The 17,698-nt window shown below is 54.5% G+C and carries 16 protein-coding genes and 3 tRNA genes; 14 read left to right on the top strand and 5 right to left on the bottom strand.

All coding sequences use genetic code 11. From position 1 onward, the window contains the following. The first annotated feature begins 38 nt into the window (after positions 1-38). The 3 genes from FND52_RS13660 to FND52_RS13650 all read left to right on the top strand — a co-directional run bounded on the left by FND52_RS13660 (position 39) and on the right by FND52_RS13650 (position 358). Positions 39-125: transfer RNA gene (locus FND52_RS13660), tRNA-Leu, on the top strand. A 29-nt stretch (positions 126-154) separates the two neighbouring features. Then, positions 155-241, top strand: a tRNA-Leu gene (locus FND52_RS13655). A gap of 30 nt (positions 242-271) precedes the next feature. Then, positions 272-358, top strand: a tRNA-Leu gene (locus tag FND52_RS13650). 32 nt (positions 359-390) lie between these two features. Here FND52_RS13650 and FND52_RS13645 read toward each other — a convergent pair. Next, positions 391-627 carry a DUF1435 domain-containing protein gene (locus FND52_RS13645; RefSeq protein WP_125294320.1) on the bottom strand — a complete coding sequence of 79 codons (237 nt, stop codon included), beginning with the start codon at positions 625-627 and terminating at the stop codon, positions 391-393. Between the two features lie 255 nt (positions 628-882). Here FND52_RS13645 and FND52_RS13640 point away from each other — a divergent pair, with 255 nt between their 5' ends. Further along, positions 883-1,950, top strand: a complete 1,068-nt coding sequence (locus FND52_RS13640; RefSeq protein ID WP_125294319.1) for a GGDEF domain-containing protein — start codon at positions 883-885, stop codon at positions 1,948-1,950. Between the two features lie 80 nt (positions 1,951-2,030). After that, positions 2,031-2,819: a siderophore-iron reductase FhuF gene (gene fhuF / locus FND52_RS13635; protein WP_144131357.1), complete on the top strand. Its 789-nt coding sequence runs from the start codon at positions 2,031-2,033 to the stop codon at positions 2,817-2,819. A gap of 8 nt (positions 2,820-2,827) precedes the next feature. Here fhuF and FND52_RS13630 read toward each other — a convergent pair whose 3' ends face one another. Then, entirely contained in the window at positions 2,828-4,171 is a 1,344-nt protein-coding gene (locus FND52_RS13630) for a PTS sugar transporter subunit IIC (protein WP_144131354.1), read from the bottom strand. A 312-nt stretch (positions 4,172-4,483) separates the two neighbouring features. Here FND52_RS13630 and FND52_RS13625 point away from each other — a divergent pair, with 312 nt between their 5' ends. After that, the gene (locus tag FND52_RS13625) at positions 4,484-4,942 is read left to right on the top strand and encodes a YbaK/EbsC family protein (RefSeq protein ID WP_125294316.1); all 459 of its coding nucleotides are present in this window, start codon (positions 4,484-4,486) and stop codon (positions 4,940-4,942) included. A 45-nt stretch (positions 4,943-4,987) separates the two neighbouring features. Here the strand turns inward: FND52_RS13625 and bglJ are convergent, their stop codons facing one another. Both bglJ and FND52_RS13615 read right to left on the bottom strand, forming a co-directional pair. Continuing rightward, a complete protein-coding gene (gene bglJ / locus FND52_RS13620; protein WP_125294315.1) occupies positions 4,988-5,635 on the bottom strand; it encodes a DNA-binding transcriptional activator BglJ in 648 nt (215 codons plus the stop codon). Further along, a complete protein-coding gene (locus tag FND52_RS13615; RefSeq protein ID WP_208737506.1) occupies positions 5,611-6,315 on the bottom strand; it encodes a helix-turn-helix domain-containing protein in 705 nt (234 codons plus the stop codon). Before FND52_RS13615 ends, bglJ begins: the two co-directional genes overlap by 25 nt. 830 nt (positions 6,316-7,145) lie before the next feature. Here FND52_RS13615 and FND52_RS13610 point away from each other — a divergent pair. The 8 genes from FND52_RS13610 to FND52_RS13575 all read left to right on the top strand — a co-directional run bounded on the left by FND52_RS13610 (position 7,146) and on the right by FND52_RS13575 (position 16,486). Then, positions 7,146-7,922 carry a threonine/serine exporter family protein gene (locus tag FND52_RS13610; protein ID WP_125294314.1) on the top strand — a complete coding sequence of 259 codons (777 nt, stop codon included), beginning with the start codon at positions 7,146-7,148 and terminating at the stop codon, positions 7,920-7,922. Continuing rightward, positions 7,913-8,386, top strand: a complete 474-nt coding sequence (locus FND52_RS13605; protein WP_125294313.1) for a threonine/serine exporter — start codon at positions 7,913-7,915, stop codon at positions 8,384-8,386. Before FND52_RS13610 ends, FND52_RS13605 begins: the two co-directional genes overlap by 10 nt. Before the next feature lie 125 nt (positions 8,387-8,511). Next, positions 8,512-9,057, top strand: a complete 546-nt coding sequence (gene dnaT, locus FND52_RS13600) for a primosomal protein DnaT (RefSeq protein WP_125294312.1) — start codon at positions 8,512-8,514, stop codon at positions 9,055-9,057. 2 nt (positions 9,058-9,059) lie between these two features. Next, entirely contained in the window at positions 9,060-9,800 is a 741-nt protein-coding gene (gene dnaC / locus FND52_RS13595) for a replicative helicase loader DnaC (RefSeq protein ID WP_144131352.1), read from the top strand. 133 nt (positions 9,801-9,933) lie between these two features. Beyond that, the gene (locus FND52_RS13590) at positions 9,934-10,431 is read left to right on the top strand and encodes a YjjA family protein (RefSeq protein ID WP_144131350.1); all 498 of its coding nucleotides are present in this window, start codon (positions 9,934-9,936) and stop codon (positions 10,429-10,431) included. 241 nt (positions 10,432-10,672) lie between these two features. Next, positions 10,673-12,964, top strand: coding sequence for a phosphatidylglycerol--membrane-oligosaccharide glycerophosphotransferase (gene opgB, locus FND52_RS13585; RefSeq protein WP_144131348.1), 2,292 nt, complete (start codon positions 10,673-10,675; stop codon positions 12,962-12,964). Positions 12,965-13,000: 36 nt separating this feature from the next. After that, positions 13,001-14,317 carry a D-serine ammonia-lyase gene (gene dsdA / locus FND52_RS13580; protein ID WP_144131346.1) on the top strand — a complete coding sequence of 439 codons (1,317 nt, stop codon included), beginning with the start codon at positions 13,001-13,003 and terminating at the stop codon, positions 14,315-14,317. Between the two features lie 150 nt (positions 14,318-14,467). Then, positions 14,468-16,486 (top strand): NADPH-dependent 2,4-dienoyl-CoA reductase, encoded by a 2,019-nt coding sequence (locus FND52_RS13575; protein WP_144131344.1) that lies wholly within the window; start codon positions 14,468-14,470, stop codon positions 16,484-16,486. On the opposite strand, the gene rlmG is transcribed toward FND52_RS13575, so the two are convergent. Then, positions 16,483-17,613 (bottom strand): 23S rRNA (guanine(1835)-N(2))-methyltransferase RlmG, encoded by a 1,131-nt coding sequence (rlmG, locus tag FND52_RS13570; RefSeq protein WP_144131342.1) that lies wholly within the window; start codon positions 17,611-17,613, stop codon positions 16,483-16,485. The genes FND52_RS13575 and rlmG overlap by 4 nt on opposite strands. Positions 17,614-17,698: the final 85 nt, after the last annotated feature.

Below are 17,698 nucleotides of genomic sequence, written 5' to 3'. Positions count from 1 at the left end.
GCCTCCGTGGTTGCAATACTTCTCGGTATTGCTGGTACGCGAAGGTGGCGGAATTGGTAGACGCGCTAGCTTCAGGTGTTAGTGTCTTAACGGACGTGAGGGTTCAAGTCCCTCTCTTCGCACCAACAACCACGCAAAATATCGTTCGCACTGCGCGAAGGTGGCGGAATTGGTAGACGCGCTAGCTTCAGGTGTTAGTGTCTTAACGGACGTGAGGGTTCAAGTCCCTCTCTTCGCACCAATGCGATGACGATATTTATCTTTACCCTGTGCGAAGGTGGCGGAATTGGTAGACGCGCTAGCTTCAGGTGTTAGTGCCTTAACGGGCGTGAGGGTTCAAGTCCCTCTCTTCGCACCACGCTTTACTCCCTCTTGTCTGGCTTCCCTGCTTCAAAACCACCGCAAATTTAACGCTATCAGCATCAGTCCGCTGGTTAATGCTATGCATGACGGCAACAGCACAAAATGACGCAGCCGCTTGTGATAAAGCATGCCCGATGTCGCCAGCAACGCCAGTACGACCACGCCCCGCCACTGTTCAAAGGTTAAACCGCTAAACGCCAGCACGGTAACGACGACGCCCGGCAGCACGATGCCCCATCCACTCTCCAGCGCTTTTTGCAACATGGCTACGCCTCTTTCACTGATAACTCAACCGATAATGATAAATTATATCATATGATATAAATTCTCATTTGCAACCCTTCGTTTGTTAAGTGAACGTTGAGTTTTACGGGCAATTAATGACACGAATTGATGAAGGTGATAGATTGAGCAAATTGATAAAGATCATTAATTCTGGCTCGATCATGACCTACATTCCGCCTGTTAGCCTTTATCTCCCCTCAACCTGACATAGCGCGTGTAAACAACGACTTAGATATGACGTCTCAAACCTGGCGATCGCTACTTCAAGAGAAGTACCAACTCTCATTACGCCTGTTTCTGTTTCTTAATGCGTTGTCGGCATTATTTAGCATGCTGAGCCCATTGTTCCGCGTAAAGATGATTACCGTGCCGCTGGTGAGCATACTGACGCTCAGTATCGGGTTGTTGATATGGCGCTGGGTTAGCCAGGCACGTACCATTAGTCTGAATCTCATCTCCCTGCTCTTCGGCTTGCTCTGGGCCTGGCATATTTATCTTAAACAGCCCCATATTCCCCAGCATGAATCGTCCTATCTGATCATTGCGCTAATGAGCGTGCTGTTCGTCGGCGCACTGGCATTTATTAATAACCTTAAAGCGTTTATCTGCCACTGCCTGCCGGTGATCCTGACGGTACTGTGGCTGGATCAGGGGCAACACACCATCCGGATGCTCTACGCCGTTGCGCTGCCGATGGTGGGCATTGTGATCCAGCATCTGATTCAGAAGCGCAACGACGCCTTCGCTCAGGGCCTGATGTTTAAGCTGATGGAAGAGAAAAAAACGCTCACCGATTTGAGCATGGTCGACCCGTTAACCGGGCTGTATAACCGGCGCGGCTTTCAGAACCGGCTGGAGAACCTGTTTGCGTTAGGGTCTGAACGTAACGTGGTGGTGGTGCTAGATATCGACCACTTTAAAGCTTACAACGACCATTACGGCCATATGATGGGCGACCAGGCGCTGGCCCGCGTGTCGGCAGCGATTCGCGATGCGGTGCGTTCGCGGGATATCGTGGCGCGTTTTGGCGGAGAAGAGTTTCTGGTGCTGTTGACCAATACCGATTTGGAGATGGCGCGCAAAACCGCAGAGCGGATACGCCAGCGGGTATTTGATTTGCGCATCCCCCACCGTTTTAACGCCGAGGTCGCCACCAACGTGACCATTAGCATTGGTCTGGCACCGATGCATGAACGGAATTTTAACGATGCTTTTAAGCTGGCGGATAAGGCCCTGTATAAAGCCAAGCATCTGGGGCGCAATCACATTCTCACCAGCGAAGAGATGGAAACTGAACAGTAACCGATGAATCCGCTTGCCATCGGTTAAACCCATCGTTAGGATTGGCAATCATTATCATTTAGATTTGCTGTTCAGTGCCTATGGCTTACCTCTCGCCTCAGCGACATCGCCCTGCCGTTGCGTCACCTGCCCCGTTTAACAATACGGTCGCGCTGGCGGACGCACTTCGTCACGCCCTGCGCGAGCACCATCCCCATTTACTCGACACCGTAAAGTTTGATGAGCCGACGCCCATCACTGCGCTGACGCTTGCGCACTGGGCGCAACCTGAGACGCTGAACGCGCTGATGGCGACCTACGGCGATCATATTTATGCTCAACATGCAGAGCAGGCTCGGGAAGTAAAGCCGCTGAAATCGCTGTGGGCACAGTGGTATGTGGGCCTGCTCACGCCTGCATTGATGGCGATTGTGCTGACGCATCCGCAAGGCCTGCGCCTTTCTCCGGACGTCATCCGGGCGCGCTTTCATGAAACGGGCCGGGTGGAGTCATTCTGGATTGATGTTTACCCGCATCCCGAGCTGACAAACTACAGCCTGCGCGAGCGGATGGAGTATCTGGTGGGCGACGTGCTGATGCCGGTGGTCGATGCGCTGGAAGAGAGCGGCGATATCAACGGACGCCTGATCTGGGGCAATACCGGTTATCTGATCAACTGGTTCCTGGGCGAATTAAAGCCGCGCCTGGGCGAAGCCGCCTGGCAACAATTACGCCAGGCCTGCTTCTTTGAAAAAACGCGTCTGGATGGACGCGACAACCCGCTTTATCGCACTGTGGTACCGCGTGAAGGTTTACTGGTTCGCCGCACCTGCTGCCAGCGCAATCGCCTGCCAGGCGTTCAGCAGTGCGGCGACTGCACGCTTAAGTAAGCGCATTATTACGCCACCTGCTGGTTATCAGACTCCTGCGCCAGGCTTTCTGCCGCTTCCTGCGCCAGCAGCTGTTTTTCATACACTTTGAAAAACGGGTAATAGATGATGGCAGACACGACCGCCAGCACGATAACCAGCAGCGCCGCACGAAAATCCCAACCCAGCGCCCATGCTCCACCAATCGGCGCTGGCGCAGTCCAGGGCACCACGGAAATCACCCGGCTAATCAGATCGAATTTCATGGCGGCCCAGGCGAGCACCGCATTAACCATCGGTGCCAGCAGGAACGGGATGAAAAACACCGGGTTCATCACGATAGGCGTACCGAAGATCACCGGTTCGTTGATGTTGAACATGCTGGGCACCACGCTCAGTCGGCCAATCGCCCGCAAGTGCGCCGAGCGGCTTCTCAGATAGCAAATCACCAGCCCCATTGTCGCGCCCGAACCGCCAACCACGATAAAAAAGGTCCAGAAAGCCTCCATAAAGATATGGGGCAGCGGCGCACCCTGCGCCAGCGCCGCCTGGTTAGCAGCAAGGTTGGTCAGCCAGAACATTTGCAGCATCCCGGAGACGATTGCCGCGCCATGAATGCCCGCGAACCACAGCAGATGGCCGATCAGCACCGCCAGCAAAATTGCCGGTAACGAATCCGCCGCAGCAACCAGCGGTTTGAATATCGACATAATCGCCTGCGGGATCAGCATATCGAACTGTGACTGGATCAGCAGGCTGAGCGGGTAAAGGGTCAGCACCACCACCAGCACCGGGATCAGCAAATCAAATGAGTTTTTGATCATCGGCGGCACCTGATCCGGCAAACGGATGCCGATATTGTGCGCTTTCAAAAAGCGCATCATTTCAACGCAGTAAATCGCCACCAGAATTGCAGTAAAAATGCCGGTACCGCCAAGGCTATCCCCAGGCAGCGCGCCTTTGGTCTTCGGGGCTGCCACCAGCAAAAACGCCATCAGCGACAGCATGGCACCCATAAAGGGATCGAGCTGATGGCTCTTCATATAGTGTTTGCCGAGGTTGTAGGCGATGGCCACGCAGATGTAAATCGACATGATCCCCATGGTCATATCAAACGGCGACAGGATCTGCCCTTCGAACTGTTTCGCCAGCGCCAGCCAACTGCGGGCAAAGCCCCAGGTGGTATCCGGTGAAAATGGCGGATACGCAAAAACCAGTAGAAATGACCCCACGATCATAAACGGCATTGCGGAAATAAAGCCATCGCGAATAGCCATGACGTGGCGCTGGGAAGAAATGCGCACAGCAACGGGACTGATATAGTTTTCAACAAAACGGAAAATGATATTGAATGCAGCATGATTGGCAGACATCGCAATTCTCCTGTCAGGCGATGAAAGGCAGATGCCAGCACTATTCGATCACTGTGCATCCTTTCTCATACACCCTGCGTAATGCACGGTAAAAGAGAGGGTTAGAAGCGACTTATCGTATGAATCAGAGAGAGATGACGACCTCAGTATTAATCCGCTCTGACCGACCTGCAACCGGTTACAGTGTCCACTTTTTGCCATTGTGAAGAAGATCGCTAATTGTCTGATGTTAACGACAGGTGAAAGATTGTCATTTTACAATCGCAAAGCCGCTGTGCCAGATTAATGGGCGACATGATGCAGGAGCCCATAATGAGTATTGAATCTGTACGTAAATTTTTTGCTGAACACGCCCCGGATATCGACATCATCGAATTAAATCAGAGTACCGCTACCGTAGCTCTGGCTGCGGCTGCGCATAAGGTTGAGCCTGGCCAAATCGCAAAAACGTTATCGCTGAAAGTAAAAGAAGAGATTATCCTGGTGGTCGCAAAAGGGGACGCGCGGCTGGATAATAAAAAACTGAAGGCCGCCTTTGGCGCGAAGGCGCGCATGCTGAACAGTGATGAAGTCGTGACATGGACAGGGCATCCTGTCGGCGGAGTATGTCCCTTCGGGCTGGAGCACCCACTGAAGGTGTATTGCGACGTTTCATTACAGGCGTATCAGGAAGTTTTACCCGCTGCCGGCGCCATCCATAGCGCCGTGCGCATATCTCCCCAACGGCTGGCGGAACTCACCGCCGCGCATTGGATTGATGTTTGCCAGTAATAATAATGCCATGAATGATTCAGGCTTATTCCCGGCCTGAATACCTTACAGAAAGTTGTTGCGATAGCGCAGAATATCCGCCGCATCCAATAACCCGGCATCATTGTTAACGCCCAGTTTGAGCATGGCGTTGAATTTATGCGCGCGTATCGTTTTGATGTTCCGCTCCAGGCACGAAGCGATCTGCGAAACTGAGTAACCATCCGTTAAATAGCGTAGGATCACTCGTTCGGTCGGGCTAAGTAACCGGGTGCTATTGCTAATGTACCAGTGGTTTGCATTCGTATCTGCTGCACGACCTGAGTCATTGAGCAACGCAGAAAGCTCATCATAAAAGCGCGCCACGGGTGAATCTTTATTAACGACACCATTAATTATGGTTTGCGAAAGTTGCGTAATCAGTTTTGCTTCATTGGTGTCATTCACCATAACAATGCGCTTCATGTTCGGCTGCAAGGATGCGATTTCACTAAACAGTTGCAGGCAGTCCCGACGATGTTCACGCGATCCGGATAACGAAAAAATAACGCCATGAAACGGGACATGCGCGCGCATCTGCATAAATTCATCACGGCTGTTAAAGAAAGTAATACGATATTGTGATTGTTTTGCAAAAAGCGCTTTGATTCCCGCAGCTATTAACCCGCAAGTTTCGACAACTGCAATATTCAGTTGATCGCTAAATTGTTCCATTGTTGTGATTCCCTGTGCATAGATAATAAATTCAATTCCTTCAAACCCTGAAAACTATTTATCCACCCGTACATTTCCGCATTGGTTTTGAGTGATAAACGACGCATGGCACTGTGTTTTTGAGCGCTAATGGTTTTATTACTTTTCTTAAGCAGTTGTGCTATCTGATTGATACCCCATCCTTTACCTAATAATCGTAACACCTGCTTTTCTGAAGCTGTTAATAAGGGTGGGTTCTCTTCATCATTACTGCCCTCCCGGCCTGCGGCCAGAAGTGAATGGCTAATCCTGTCAACTTTCTGGCTTCCCAGGAAAATGGCATCAGCCACGGTCTCTATGGATTCACACGTTGATAACAGCGTCGTTTCCGGACGCATGAGCCATTCTACTGCCCTGGCAAAACACACTCTTGGTACTAAAAAAATCCAGTGAACCTCCCGAAAGCGAGTTATTAACGAATAATAAACCTCACATTCTCGCGCAAGCTTCTGCTCATCGCCCCCAAGCTCAGCGATCACGACCGATGTTTGCATTAATTCACTGCTGCCAATGTTCTTAACATCAATAAAATGCAATAACCCCATTCGTTCGATATGGCTATCAACGACTTTCTGGAGGCCGGTATGGATTAAAGGGGTTTCGCTAACGACAATTCCTTGCCTGTTATAATTTGGTAACACGCTTCCTCCATGAATATCTTATAAATATTCTTACCTTGTATGTTTTAAGCTATTACAATTATAAAGCTAATAGATTGCGGCGGCTCTCAGGCATCATCAAACAGCAGAACACGGACATATTCTACCTGAGACAGGGTTAACTTAAGAACATTCTAAAAATGCGATTCCAAAGAGTCAATATGTCAAAATTAAAACTCAATTAAGAATTTATTTATAACGAAACAAAAAAAGAGCTTCACGAAACCATTGGTGTCCATTAATAAACACAATTTAGCATGTTTTTTTCAAACAAGGATGGATAGCAGCTTAGTTTTGTTTCATTGATTATTTAAAAAAAATCACGAGTCTTACCTGTCATTTTTCTTGCCATCCAAAATCATACAAAACAACGGCGATAAATAACGAAATTTATTCGCCGGCCCCTACGTTAGCGCTTCTCCTGGTACGCGTTCCAATAAATGGTTGGCTTATCATCCCCAGTGTAGAACCCCCGTAAAAACGAGTGAAAAAAGCCTACGCCAGGAAAGAAAGTAAGAACTGACGCATCAAAATCAAAATATATTTGGAAATATGCCTCCGGCACTAAAGCCATGTTTAAAACTATGACAGTCGTCTCTTTATGGCATCATTACCAGAAAAAACCGACTTGCCCAACATAAAAAACCATAAATCACTTTCGTTTCAAAATTTCGAAAAACTTAAATTTCTAATTGCCGATCAGGAGCGATAACTTTCTACCAAAAATTTGATCCAGAGACCTAAATGTCCCACAGGCCGATATGTTAAAACCATTCTCCTCTCTTTTTGTTGTCGAGCGTTTTGCCTGAACCATGGAACAAGAAGTTGTTACGCAGCGGGAAGTCACTCGCTTATGCATTCAATGCGGCCTGTTTTTATTACAGCATGGCGCTGAGAGCGCGCTGATAGAAGAATTGTCTACCCGATTAGGGCTGGCGTTGGGTATGGATAGCGTGGAAAGCTCTATTTCTGCGAACGCCATTGTGCTGACGACCATCAAAGACGATCAATGCCTGACCTCAACACGCAAAAACGTCGACCGCGGCATTAATATGCATATGGTCACCGAGGTTCAGCACATCGTTATCCTGGCCGAGCATAAACTCATCGATCTTCAGACGGTTAAGAAGCGTTTTAACCAGATCAAGCCGTTGCGCTATCCACGCTGGTTGGTGGTTACCATGGTAGGGCTCTCCTGCGCCTGCTTTTGCAAACTGAATAACGGCGGCTGGGACGGCGCGCTGGTGACCTTTGTCGCCAGCGCTGTTGCCATGTACGTCCGCCAGGTTTTCACCCAACGTCATCTTCATCCGCAGATTAATTTTTGCCTGACGGCGTTTGTCGCGACCACGGTATCCGGCTTGTTGCTTACGCTTACTCCGTTTCTCAACACCCCTACCGTGGCGATGGCTGCCAGCGTTTTATTATTGGTGCCCGGCTTCCCGCTGATTAACGCCGTGGCGGACATGTTTAAAGGCCATATCAATACCGGGCTGGCGCGTTGGGCGATGGCGAGCCTGCTGACGCTGGCGACCTGCATCGGTGTGGTAATGGCACTGTCGCTGTGGGGGCTGCGCGGATGGGCATAATCGATTTTATTTTCGCACTGATTCAGGACATGATCCTGTCCGCTATTCCTGCGGTGGGATTCGCGCTGGTGTTCAACGTACCGCAACGGGCGCTGCCATGGTGCGCGCTATTGGGCGCTATTGGTCACGGCTCGCGCATGGCGATGATGACGGCGGGCTTCAATATCGAGTGGAGCACCTTTGTCGCCTCGATCCTTGTGGGCATTATCGGCATTCACTGGTCGCGCTGGTATCTGGCGCATCCGAAAGTGTTTACCGTCGCCGCCGTGATCCCGATGTTTCCGGGGATTTACGCCTATACCGCCATGATCTCCGCCGTAAAACTCAGCCACTTTGGCTACAGCGACCCGCTGATGGTGGCGCTGGTCACCAACTTCCTGAAGGCCTCTTTTATTGTTGGCGCGCTGTCTATCGGTCTCTCGTTACCGGGATTATGGTTATACCGTAAAAAGCCCCGCGTCTGATCGCCCCGAATGTCGGGGCAAGCATCAAAAGCCGCCCCCGACTGTGCTACTATGGAAAGAGCATCGCCAGCCTGGGCTGATGCCTGTTAGCCCGTGTAGTTAACCTCCTGTTTTGAGAATGTTTTATGTCTTCCAGAATCCTCACACCCGACGTTATCGGCATTGATGCCTTTAATAACGACCCGCAAGGTGCGCTCTCCCGCGCTGACAACGGGGCGCTGGCGGTATTTAAAGATAACGTTCCCGCATTTTATGCCGTTTCGCCTGCCCGCATGGCGGAACTGATGGCGCTGGAAGCCCGGCTAAACGCGCCGCAGTCGGATGTCGCGCTGGAAGATCAGCTGTTTGATGAACTCACCACGCAAAGCCATCCGGTGCCGGTGCCGCTGGGCAAATTCGCCATGTATCCGGCATGGAAACCCGATGCCGATTTCCAGCGTATGGCGGCGCTGTGGGGCGTTAATTTGATCCAGCCGGTCACCGACGAAGAGCTGGCGACGTTTATCAGCTACTGGCAGGCGGAAGGCAAAGTCTTTCATCATGTACAATGGCAGCAGAAGCTGGCGCGTAGCGTGCAAATCAGCCGGGCCAGCAACGGCGGCGCGGCGCGCCGCGACGTCAACAGTGTGCCGCAACCCGATAACAGCATTCCCGATGGATTCAGAGGTTAACGATGAAACACGTCACTGACCTGATGACGCGCCTGAAAAAGATGATGCCCCGCGATATCAAACCAGCGTTCACTAGCGCTGAAGAGCTGCTTGCCTGGCAACAGGAGCAGGGCAAACTGCGCTCGGCCTCCATCGCTCGCGAAAATCAGGCCATGAAAATGCAGCGCACCTTTAAGCGCTCCGGCATCCGCGAGCTGCATATGAACTGCTCGTTCGATAATTATCAGGTTGAAACCGAAGGGCAGATGAGGGCGCTGGAGCGCGCCAGAAAATACGCGGCAGAATTTGACGGTAACATCGCCAGCTTTGTGTTTTCGGGCCGCCCCGGCACCGGCAAAAACCATCTGGCTGCCGCCATCTGCAACGAGCTGCTGCTGCGCGGCAAGTCGGTAATGATCATTACCGTCGCGGATATTATGTCGGCGATGAAAAACACCTTCAGCGATGGCGCAGACACCACCGAAGAGCGGCTAATTAACGATTTAAGCACCGTGGATCTGCTGGTGATCGACGAAATCGGTATGCAGACAGAATCGCGCTACGAGAAAGTGATTATTAACCAGATCGTCGATCGCCGTTCATCATCCAAACGCCCCACCGGCATGTTGACCAACCTGCCTATCAAAGATATGAATGCACTGCTCGGCGAACGCGTTATGGACCGTATGCGACTGGGCAACAGCCTGTGGGTCAATTTCGACTGGGACAGCTATCGCAGCCGGGTCACAGGCCGTGAAGTGTAAAAGCGCCAGATAACTCCGAAACAGCAGGCGACAGGCTCTGAAACGCCTGCCCCCTCTCCTTCCTTCCCCTGGGCCCGGTATACACTAGCCGCGACTTTTGCCTGCGCCGCAGGCCAACCATGAGATCGTGCCGATGAAATCAGTAAAACAGATGTTTCAGCTTGCCGCCTGCGGGGCAATGCTGATGGCCACCAGCAGCTATGCCGCGACCTGGCAGGAGAGCTTATCCAGCGCCGCCAGCCAGTTGAGCCAGAGCCAGACCACGACCAGCGGCACGCAAAGCAACTCGCTTTCTTCGCTCAGCGGCCTGCTGACGGGCGGCTCTCAGGCGTTAAGCTCAGAAAACATGCCTAACGTAGCGGGTATTCTCGGTTACTGCATGAAGCAAAAGCTGGTTTCTGCGACCAATACCGAAAATGTCAAAAATCAGATTATGGAAAAGTTAGGGCTGAGCACCCCACAAGCCCAGACCACCACGCCGGATTACACCGAAGGTTTGATGGGGCTGCTGAATACCGCGAAAGGCGAACAGCTTGACCTGGCGACCATCGGCAACTCGCCGCTGGCGGAAAAAGTAAAAACCAAAGCCTGTGATCTGGTTCTTAAACAAGGGGTTAATTTCCTGATGTAAATGCCCGGCGGGTGTATTTATGCACCCGCTTCCTCCTTCATTCCCCCACATTTTACCGCTACACTGCCCGCCACCCTGTAATGTGCGCGCAATCAAATAATCCCATAACTAAACCAATTCTTAACCACTGCACACTTTGATGACACTAGAATTGCAGCTGTGTTACTGAAAAGTTAGATTGTGCTGTTAAAAAAGATGATTGATATAAACAGGCGTGATGCCTGCTGGTGAGGATTTGGCGTTGTCAGAACTGCTCTCGGTTATTTTATTTATCGCCTCGATCGTAATTTATTCCCTCAAGGCGGGCCGTAATACCTGGTGGTTTGCCGCCACCCTGGTGGTTCTTGGCCTGTTTGTTATTTTAAATATCACCCTTTACGCCAGCGACTATTTTACCGGCGACGGTATCAACGACGCGGTGATCTATACCCTGACCAACAGCCTGGCTGGCGCGGGCGTCAGCAAGTATTTATTGCCTGGCGCGGGGCTGATAGCCGCGCTGGTGCTGGTTTTTGGCGCTCTGGCCTGGGTGTTGCGCCGCCGCCGTCACCGTCCTTACCATTTTGGCTACAGCCTGCTGGCGCTGGTGATGGCGCTGGCCTCCGTGGATGCCAGCCCGGCGTTTCGCCAGATTAGCGAGCTGGTGAAATCCCAGAGCCGCGATGGCGATCCCGATTTCGTGGCGTATTACAAAGAGCCGAAAAAAGTCATCGATAATCCGACGCTCAACCTGGTGTATATCTACGGCGAAAGCCTGGAGCGTACCTATTTTGACGACCAGGCGTTCCCCGGCCTCACGCCAGAACTGGGCGCGTTAAAAAATGAAGGGATTGATTTCAGCCACACCGCGCAGCTGCCGGGCACCGATTACACCATCGCCGGGATGGTTGCGTCCCAGTGCGGTATTCCGCTGTTCGCGCCGTTTGAAGGCAACGCGTCAGCGTCGATGTCGAGCTTCTTCCCGCAGAATATCTGCCTTGGGGATATCCTGAAAAATTCCGGCTATGAAAACCATTTTGTCCAGGGTGCCAGCCTGCGCTTTGCCGGAAAAGACGTGTTCCTGAAATCCCACGGTTTCGACCACTTATACGGCGCGGATGAGCTGAAAAGCGTGGTGGCCGACCCGCATTACCGCAACGACTGGGGTTTCTACGACGATACGGTCCTCGACCAGGCGTGGCAGAAATTCGAAGCGCTGTCGAAAGAAGGCAAACGCTTCTCGCTGTTTACCCTGACGGTGGATACCCATCATCCCGACGGCTTCGTATCACGCAGTTGCGAACGTAAACGTTACGATATCGATGGCAAAGCCAATCAGTCGTTCAGCGCAGTGACTTGTAGCCAGCAGCATATCGCCGCGTTTATTAATAAAATCAAAGCCTCACCGTACTTTAAAAATACCGTTATCGTGGTCTCTTCTGACCACCTGGCGATGAACAACACCGCCTGGAAATACCTTAATCAGCAGGATCGTAATAACCTGTTCTTCGTGCTGCGCGGCGATAAGCCTCAACAGGAAGTCATGGCGGTGAAGCGTAACACCATGGATAACGGCGCGACGGTGCTGGATATCCTGGGCGGCGATAACTTTATCGGCCTCGGACGCAGCAGCCTGTCGGGGGACTCGCTCTCCACCGTGTTCCTGAACATGAAAGAGAAAGTGCTGGCCTGGAAACCGGACGTGATCCGTCTGTGGAACTTCCCGCGTGAGATTAAAGATTTCACCATTGATCAGGAAAAACAAACCATTGCTTTCTCCGGTTCGAAATTCCGTCTGCCGCTGTTGCTACGAGTATCGGATAAAAGAGTCGAACCGCTACCCGAGAGCGAATATTCCGCGCCGCTGCGCTATCAGCTGGCGGATTTCGCCCCGCGCGATAACTTTATCTGGATCGATCGCTGCTACAAAATGGCCCGCCTGTGGTCGTCGCAGTGGGCGCTGTCTACCGACTGGTGCGTGTCGCAAGGCCAGTTGGGCGGCGAACAGAAGATCGTCCACGTTGATAAACCGAAGTGGCAGGGCAAAGCGGCGTTTCGCGACACGGTGATCGACACCCTGCGCTACCAGGGTAACGTCGATATGCTGAAAACCGTGGATAACGATATTCGCTATAAAGCCGACAGCTTCGTGTTCAACGTCGCCGGTGCGCCGGAAGAGGTGAAAAGCTTCAGCGGCATTTCACGCCCGGAATCCTGGGGACGCTGGTCCAACGCGCAGCTGGACAAGGAAGTGAAGATTGAATACAACCAGCCGCTGCCGGAGAAATTCGAGCTGGTGATCACCGCCAAAGCCTTTGGCCCGAACGCGAATCAACCGATCCCGGTACGGGTGGGTGACAGCGAACAGACGTTGACCCTGGGCAATGACGTCACCACCACTACGCTGCATTTCGACAACCCGTCGCGCAGCAACACTCTGGTGATTGTGCCCCCTGCCCCGCAGGAGACCAACGAGGGCAATATCCTCGGCCATTCGCCGCGCAAGCTGGGTATCGGGATGGTGGACATTAAAGTGGTGAAATCCGAAGGCTGACGGGTATCATGGGCTCAATAACCAGAAGGAGCCCGCATGCCTGCGCCAACTGTCCCGCAACTGCTCAGCCGCTTTCCGCTGCTGCACGATCTTATCGCCCTGCGCGAAACCCAGTGGTTTAACCCTGCCGTCACGTCGCTGGCGGACGGGTTGCCCTGGGTCGGTTTAACCCTTGATGATGTGCAAGATGCCGAAGCGCGCCTGCAGCGCTTTGCGCCCTGGATTGCCCATGTGTTCCCGGAAACTGCCGCCAGCGGCGGGATTATCGAATCCCCCTGCGTCGCCATCCCCGCGATGCAATCGGCCCTGGCATCACACTATGCAGCGCCGCTGCCCGGCCAGCTGTGGCTCAAAAAAGACAGCCATCTGCCGGTCTCCGGCTCGATTAAAGCGCGCGGCGGGATCTACGAAGTGCTGTTTCACGCCGAGAAGCTGGCGCTTGAGGCAGGTCTTCTTCAGCTCACCGATGACTACCGCAAACTGGCGGATGCGCCGCTGCGCCAGCTCTTTGGTCAGCACCGCATCGCGGTCGGCTCTACCGGCAATCTGGGTCTGTCTATCGGCATTGCCTCCGCCCGGCTGGGCTTTCAGGTGAGCGTGCATATGTCGGCAGACGCGCGGGAATGGAAGAAAGCGCTGCTGCGCGCCAATGGCGTCACGGTGGTGGAATACGCCGATGACTACAGCGTTGCCGTGGAACAGGGCCGCCGCGAGGCGGAGCAGGATCCCCGCTGTTTCTTTATCGATGATGAAAACTCCCGCAACCTGTTTCTGGGCTATGCGGTGGCAGGCGGCAGGCTAAAACGCCAGTTTACAGATGCGGGCATCAGGGTGGATGCCGATCGTCCGCTGTTTGTCTATCTGCCCTGCGGCGTCGGCGGCGGCCCCGGTGGGGTAGCGTTCGGCCTGAAGCTGGCGTTTGGCGATGCGGTACACTGTATTTTCGCTGAGCCGACCCACTCGCCCTGCATGCTGTTGGGGGTTCATACCGGGTTGCATGACGCTATTTCGGTGCAGGAGTTGGGGATTGATAACCAAACCGCCGCCGACGGTCTGGCGGTAGGCCGCGCCTCCGGTTTTGTTGGGCGGGCGATGGAGCGGTTAATCGACGGCTATTACACCCTGAACGATGACACGCTGTTCACCCTGTTGGGCATGCTGAATCGGCAGGAAAATATCGCCCTGGAGCCTTCCGCGCTGGCGGGGATGCCCGGCCCGTGGCGCTGGGATGACGCGTATCGCCGCCGCTTTAGCGAGCAGGCGCTGAACCACGCAACGCACCTGGTGTGGGCTACCGGCGGCGGCATGGTGCCCGCTGACGAGATGGCGAAATACCTCGCCCGCAGCCGTTAGTCATTTACGCGGCAGGCCCGCCTGCCGTTATTCACCGCGTTCTTTGAATCCCATCACAATCGCTGATTGCGCTTTTTCCATTCTTTCTCAGGCCAGCTAAATTAGACACTCATCCGACCACATAACAATAATTTTACATTGGAAGAGACTATGAGCTATCCGTCGCTGTTCGCCCCGCTGGATTTAGGGTTCACCACGCTAAAAAACCGAGTCCTGATGGGCTCGATGCATACTGGTCTTGAGGAGCGTCCGGACGGCCCGGAACGGCTGGCGGCGTTTTATGCCGAACGCGCGCGTCACGGCGTGGCGCTGATTGTCACAGGCGGGATAGCGCCTGCGCCTTCTGGCGTGGCGATGGCGGGCGGCGCGATGCTCAACGACCGCAGCCACCTCGATCACCATCGGCTGGTGACCGATGCGGTGCACCGCGAAGGCGGGAAAATTGCGCTGCAAATCCTCCATACCGGGCGCTACAGTTATCAACCCCATCCGGTTGCGCCTTCGGCGATTCAGGCACCGATTAACCGTTTTGCGCCCCACGCCCTGACCCACGATGAGATCCTGGCGCTGATTGATGACTTCGCGACCTGTGCCCAGCTGGCGCGAGAAGCAGGCTATGACGGCGTAGAAATCATGGGTTCGGAAGGCTACCTGATTAACCAGTTTCTGGCGGGGCGCACCAATACCCGCGAAGACGAATGGGGCGGCGATTATCCGCGCCGGATGCGCTTTGCCACCGAAGTGGTGCGCACGGTGCGCGAACGGGTAGGCGACGATTTTATTATTATCTACCGCCTGTCGATGCTCGATCTGGTGGAGGGCGGCGCAACCTTTGAAGAAACCGTGACGCTGGCGAAGGCCATCGAAGCGGCGGGCGCGACGATCATTAATACCGGGATCGGCTGGCACGAAGCGCGTATTCCCACCATCGCCACTCCGGTGCCGCGCGGCGCGTTCAGCTGGGTAACGCGCAAGCTTAAAGGCCAGGTGGCGATCCCGCTGGTCACCACCAACCGGATTAACGATCCGGCGGTGGCCGATGCGATCCTCTCTTCGGGCGATGCCGATATGGTGTCGATGGCGCGCCCGTTCCTGGCGGATGCCGAATTGCTCAGTAAAGCGCAAAGCGGCCGCGAAGATGAGATCAACACCTGCATCGGCTGTAATCAGGCGTGTCTCGACCAGATCTTCGTGGGCAAAATCACCTCATGCCTGGTGAACCCGCGCGCCTGTCATGAAACGAAAATGCCGATCCTCCCGGCAGCGGTGGTAAAACACCTCGCCGTGGTCGGCGCGGGGCCCGCCGGGCTGGCGTTTGCGGTTAACGCCGCGCTGCGCGGCCATCGGGTGACGCTGTTCGACGCCGCCCCGGAGATCGGCGGGCAGTTCAACATCGCCAAACAGATCCCTGGCAAAGAAGAGTTTTACGAGACCCTGCGCTATTACCGCCGAATGCTGGAGATCACCGGCGTGGATGTTCGGCTGAATACGCCGGTTAACCCGGCAATGCTGGCAGAAGCGGACGAAGTGATTCTGGCCTGCGGCATTGAGCCGCGCGTTCCGCTGATTGACGGGATCGATCACCCCCGGGTACTCAGCTATCTGGACGTGCTGCGGAATAAAAAACCGGTGGGCAAACGCGTGGCGATTATTGGCTGCGGCGGCATCGGCTTTGATACCGCGATGTACCTCAGCCAGCAGGGCGAATCCACCAGCCAGAATATCGCCGAGTTCTGCGCGGAATGGGGTATCGACACCAGCCTGGAGCGAGTGGGCGGATTGCGCCCGGAAGGGCCGCAACTGCCAAAAAGCCCGCGCCAGATCGTGATGCTGCAACGTAAAGCCAGCAAACCTGGCGAAGGGCTGGGTAAAACCACCGGCTGGATCCACCGCGCCACCCTGCTGTCGCGCGGCGTGAAGATGATCCCCGGCGTCAGCTATCAGCGCATCGACGATGACGGTTTACACGTCACGATTAACGGCGAGCCGCAAACGCTGGCGGTGGATAACGTGATCCTGTGCGCCGGGCAGGAGCCGCGCCGCGAACTGGCGGAACCGCTGCGCGAAGCCGGTAAAACGGTGCATTTGATTGGCGGGTGCGATGTGGCGCTGGAGCTGGATGCCCGGCGCGCGATTGCCCAGGGCACCCGTCTGGCGCTGGAGATTTAGCGGCTTTTACGCAGCTTCACCGCCTTCAACACCACGAATTTGTTATTGGTGGCGACGGTGGTGCAGTTGCCGAAGATCTTCTTCAGCTTGCGGTAATAATCGAGGTGGCGGTTGCCGACCACGCGTAGCTCGCCGCCGTACTTCAGGCAACGCCGCGCGTCGTTAAACATCTGCCAGGCGATATGATCGGTAATGGTGTGCTGCTGGTGGAACGGCGGATTGCACAGCACCGCGTGGAAACGGTCCGGCTCAATGCCCGCCAGCGCATTGTTTACCACAAACTCACTGCGCTCCAGCGCGTCCGGCAGATTATGTTCGACGTTTAACCGGCTCGACGCCAGCGCCATAAACGATTCATCGACGAACGTTACCCGGCCCTGCGGATTTTGCGCCAGCAGCGTTAAGCCAATCACGCCGTTGCCGCAGCCCAGATCCACCATCTCGCCTTCCACGTTTTCCGGCAGATGCTCCATAAAGAATCGCGCGCCGATATCCAGCCCGGTACGGGAGAACACGTTGGCGTGGTTGTGGAGGGTCCAGGGCGTACCGTCGAGTTTCCAGTTTGTGGTCGCGGGCGCATTATTTAGCGCAGGCAGCGCCACGCTGCCGTAGATCAGCCGCGCCTTTTTCCACGCCAGCGAGGTGGTGGTCGGCCCGAGGATTTTCTCAAACAGCGCCAGGGTGGAGTTATGAATATCCCGCGCTTTGGCCCCGGCGATAATCCGGGTCTCCGGCGTCACCACGTCGCGCAGCGCGCGCAACTGCTGCTCGAGCAGGGCCAGCTGTTTCGGGATCTTGATCAACACCAGCGCCGGGGCCGCAGGCAGCGGCGCGAGGGAGTCCTGGAAGGTGATACTGTCGGCATCAATCTGATTGAGACGCAGGTTATGGCGCGCGGCCTGCTGGGCGATAAACGAATCGCTGATGTTCCACGGACAACGGGCCGCCAGCGCGCAGGTTAACGCGCCGAAGGCATCGTTAAAATTCAGCGTCGGGCCGTCGGTTTGCGACACATCCTGCAGCAGATATTCATCGGCGGCATCCCACGCCTGTAGCGGGGCCTCTTCCGGCATCGGCGGATAGCGCTCAAGCGTTAATTCGCATGCATTTAACTCAACCTGGCTCATCGGCCCTCCACGGTGCTAAAATTCGCGCGATTTATCCCTTAATTACGCATCTGAGTAAACCTTTTTTTCTCTCGCCGAGGCATCC

The sequence above is a fragment of the Atlantibacter subterraneus genome (genome assembly GCF_007570865.1).
In the GTDB taxonomy this organism is placed as follows: Bacteria; Pseudomonadota; Gammaproteobacteria; order Enterobacterales; family Enterobacteriaceae; genus Atlantibacter; species Atlantibacter subterraneus.
Note: the sequence above shows the minus strand (reverse complement) of the source record. Positions and strands in the feature narration are given on the sequence as shown.

What these genes read in the sequence shown, in the direction of transcription:
- FND52_RS13645 (WP_125294320.1), bottom strand. Translation starts at nt 627, where the DNA reads ATGTTGCAAAAAGCGCTGGAGAGTGGATGGGGCATCGTGCTGCCGGGC.
- FND52_RS13640 (WP_125294319.1), top strand. Translation starts at nt 883, where the DNA reads ATGACGTCTCAAACCTGGCGATCGCTACTTCAAGAGAAGTACCAACTC.
- fhuF (WP_144131357.1), top strand. Translation starts at nt 2,031, where the DNA reads ATGGCTTACCTCTCGCCTCAGCGACATCGCCCTGCCGTTGCGTCACCT.
- FND52_RS13630 (WP_144131354.1), bottom strand. Translation starts at nt 4,171, where the DNA reads ATGTCTGCCAATCATGCTGCATTCAATATCATTTTCCGTTTTGTTGAA.
- FND52_RS13625 (WP_125294316.1), top strand. Translation starts at nt 4,484, where the DNA reads ATGAGTATTGAATCTGTACGTAAATTTTTTGCTGAACACGCCCCGGAT.
- bglJ (WP_125294315.1), bottom strand. Translation starts at nt 5,635, where the DNA reads ATGGAACAATTTAGCGATCAACTGAATATTGCAGTTGTCGAAACTTGC.
- FND52_RS13610 (WP_125294314.1), top strand. Translation starts at nt 7,146, where the DNA reads ATGGAACAAGAAGTTGTTACGCAGCGGGAAGTCACTCGCTTATGCATT.
- FND52_RS13605 (WP_125294313.1), top strand. Translation starts at nt 7,913, where the DNA reads ATGGGCATAATCGATTTTATTTTCGCACTGATTCAGGACATGATCCTG.
- dnaT (WP_125294312.1), top strand. Translation starts at nt 8,512, where the DNA reads ATGTCTTCCAGAATCCTCACACCCGACGTTATCGGCATTGATGCCTTT.
- dnaC (WP_144131352.1), top strand. Translation starts at nt 9,060, where the DNA reads ATGAAACACGTCACTGACCTGATGACGCGCCTGAAAAAGATGATGCCC.
- FND52_RS13590 (WP_144131350.1), top strand. Translation starts at nt 9,934, where the DNA reads ATGAAATCAGTAAAACAGATGTTTCAGCTTGCCGCCTGCGGGGCAATG.
- dsdA (WP_144131346.1), top strand. Translation starts at nt 13,001, where the DNA reads ATGCCTGCGCCAACTGTCCCGCAACTGCTCAGCCGCTTTCCGCTGCTG.
- FND52_RS13575 (WP_144131344.1), top strand. Translation starts at nt 14,468, where the DNA reads ATGAGCTATCCGTCGCTGTTCGCCCCGCTGGATTTAGGGTTCACCACG.
- rlmG (WP_144131342.1), bottom strand. Translation starts at nt 17,613, where the DNA reads ATGAGCCAGGTTGAGTTAAATGCATGCGAATTAACGCTTGAGCGCTAT.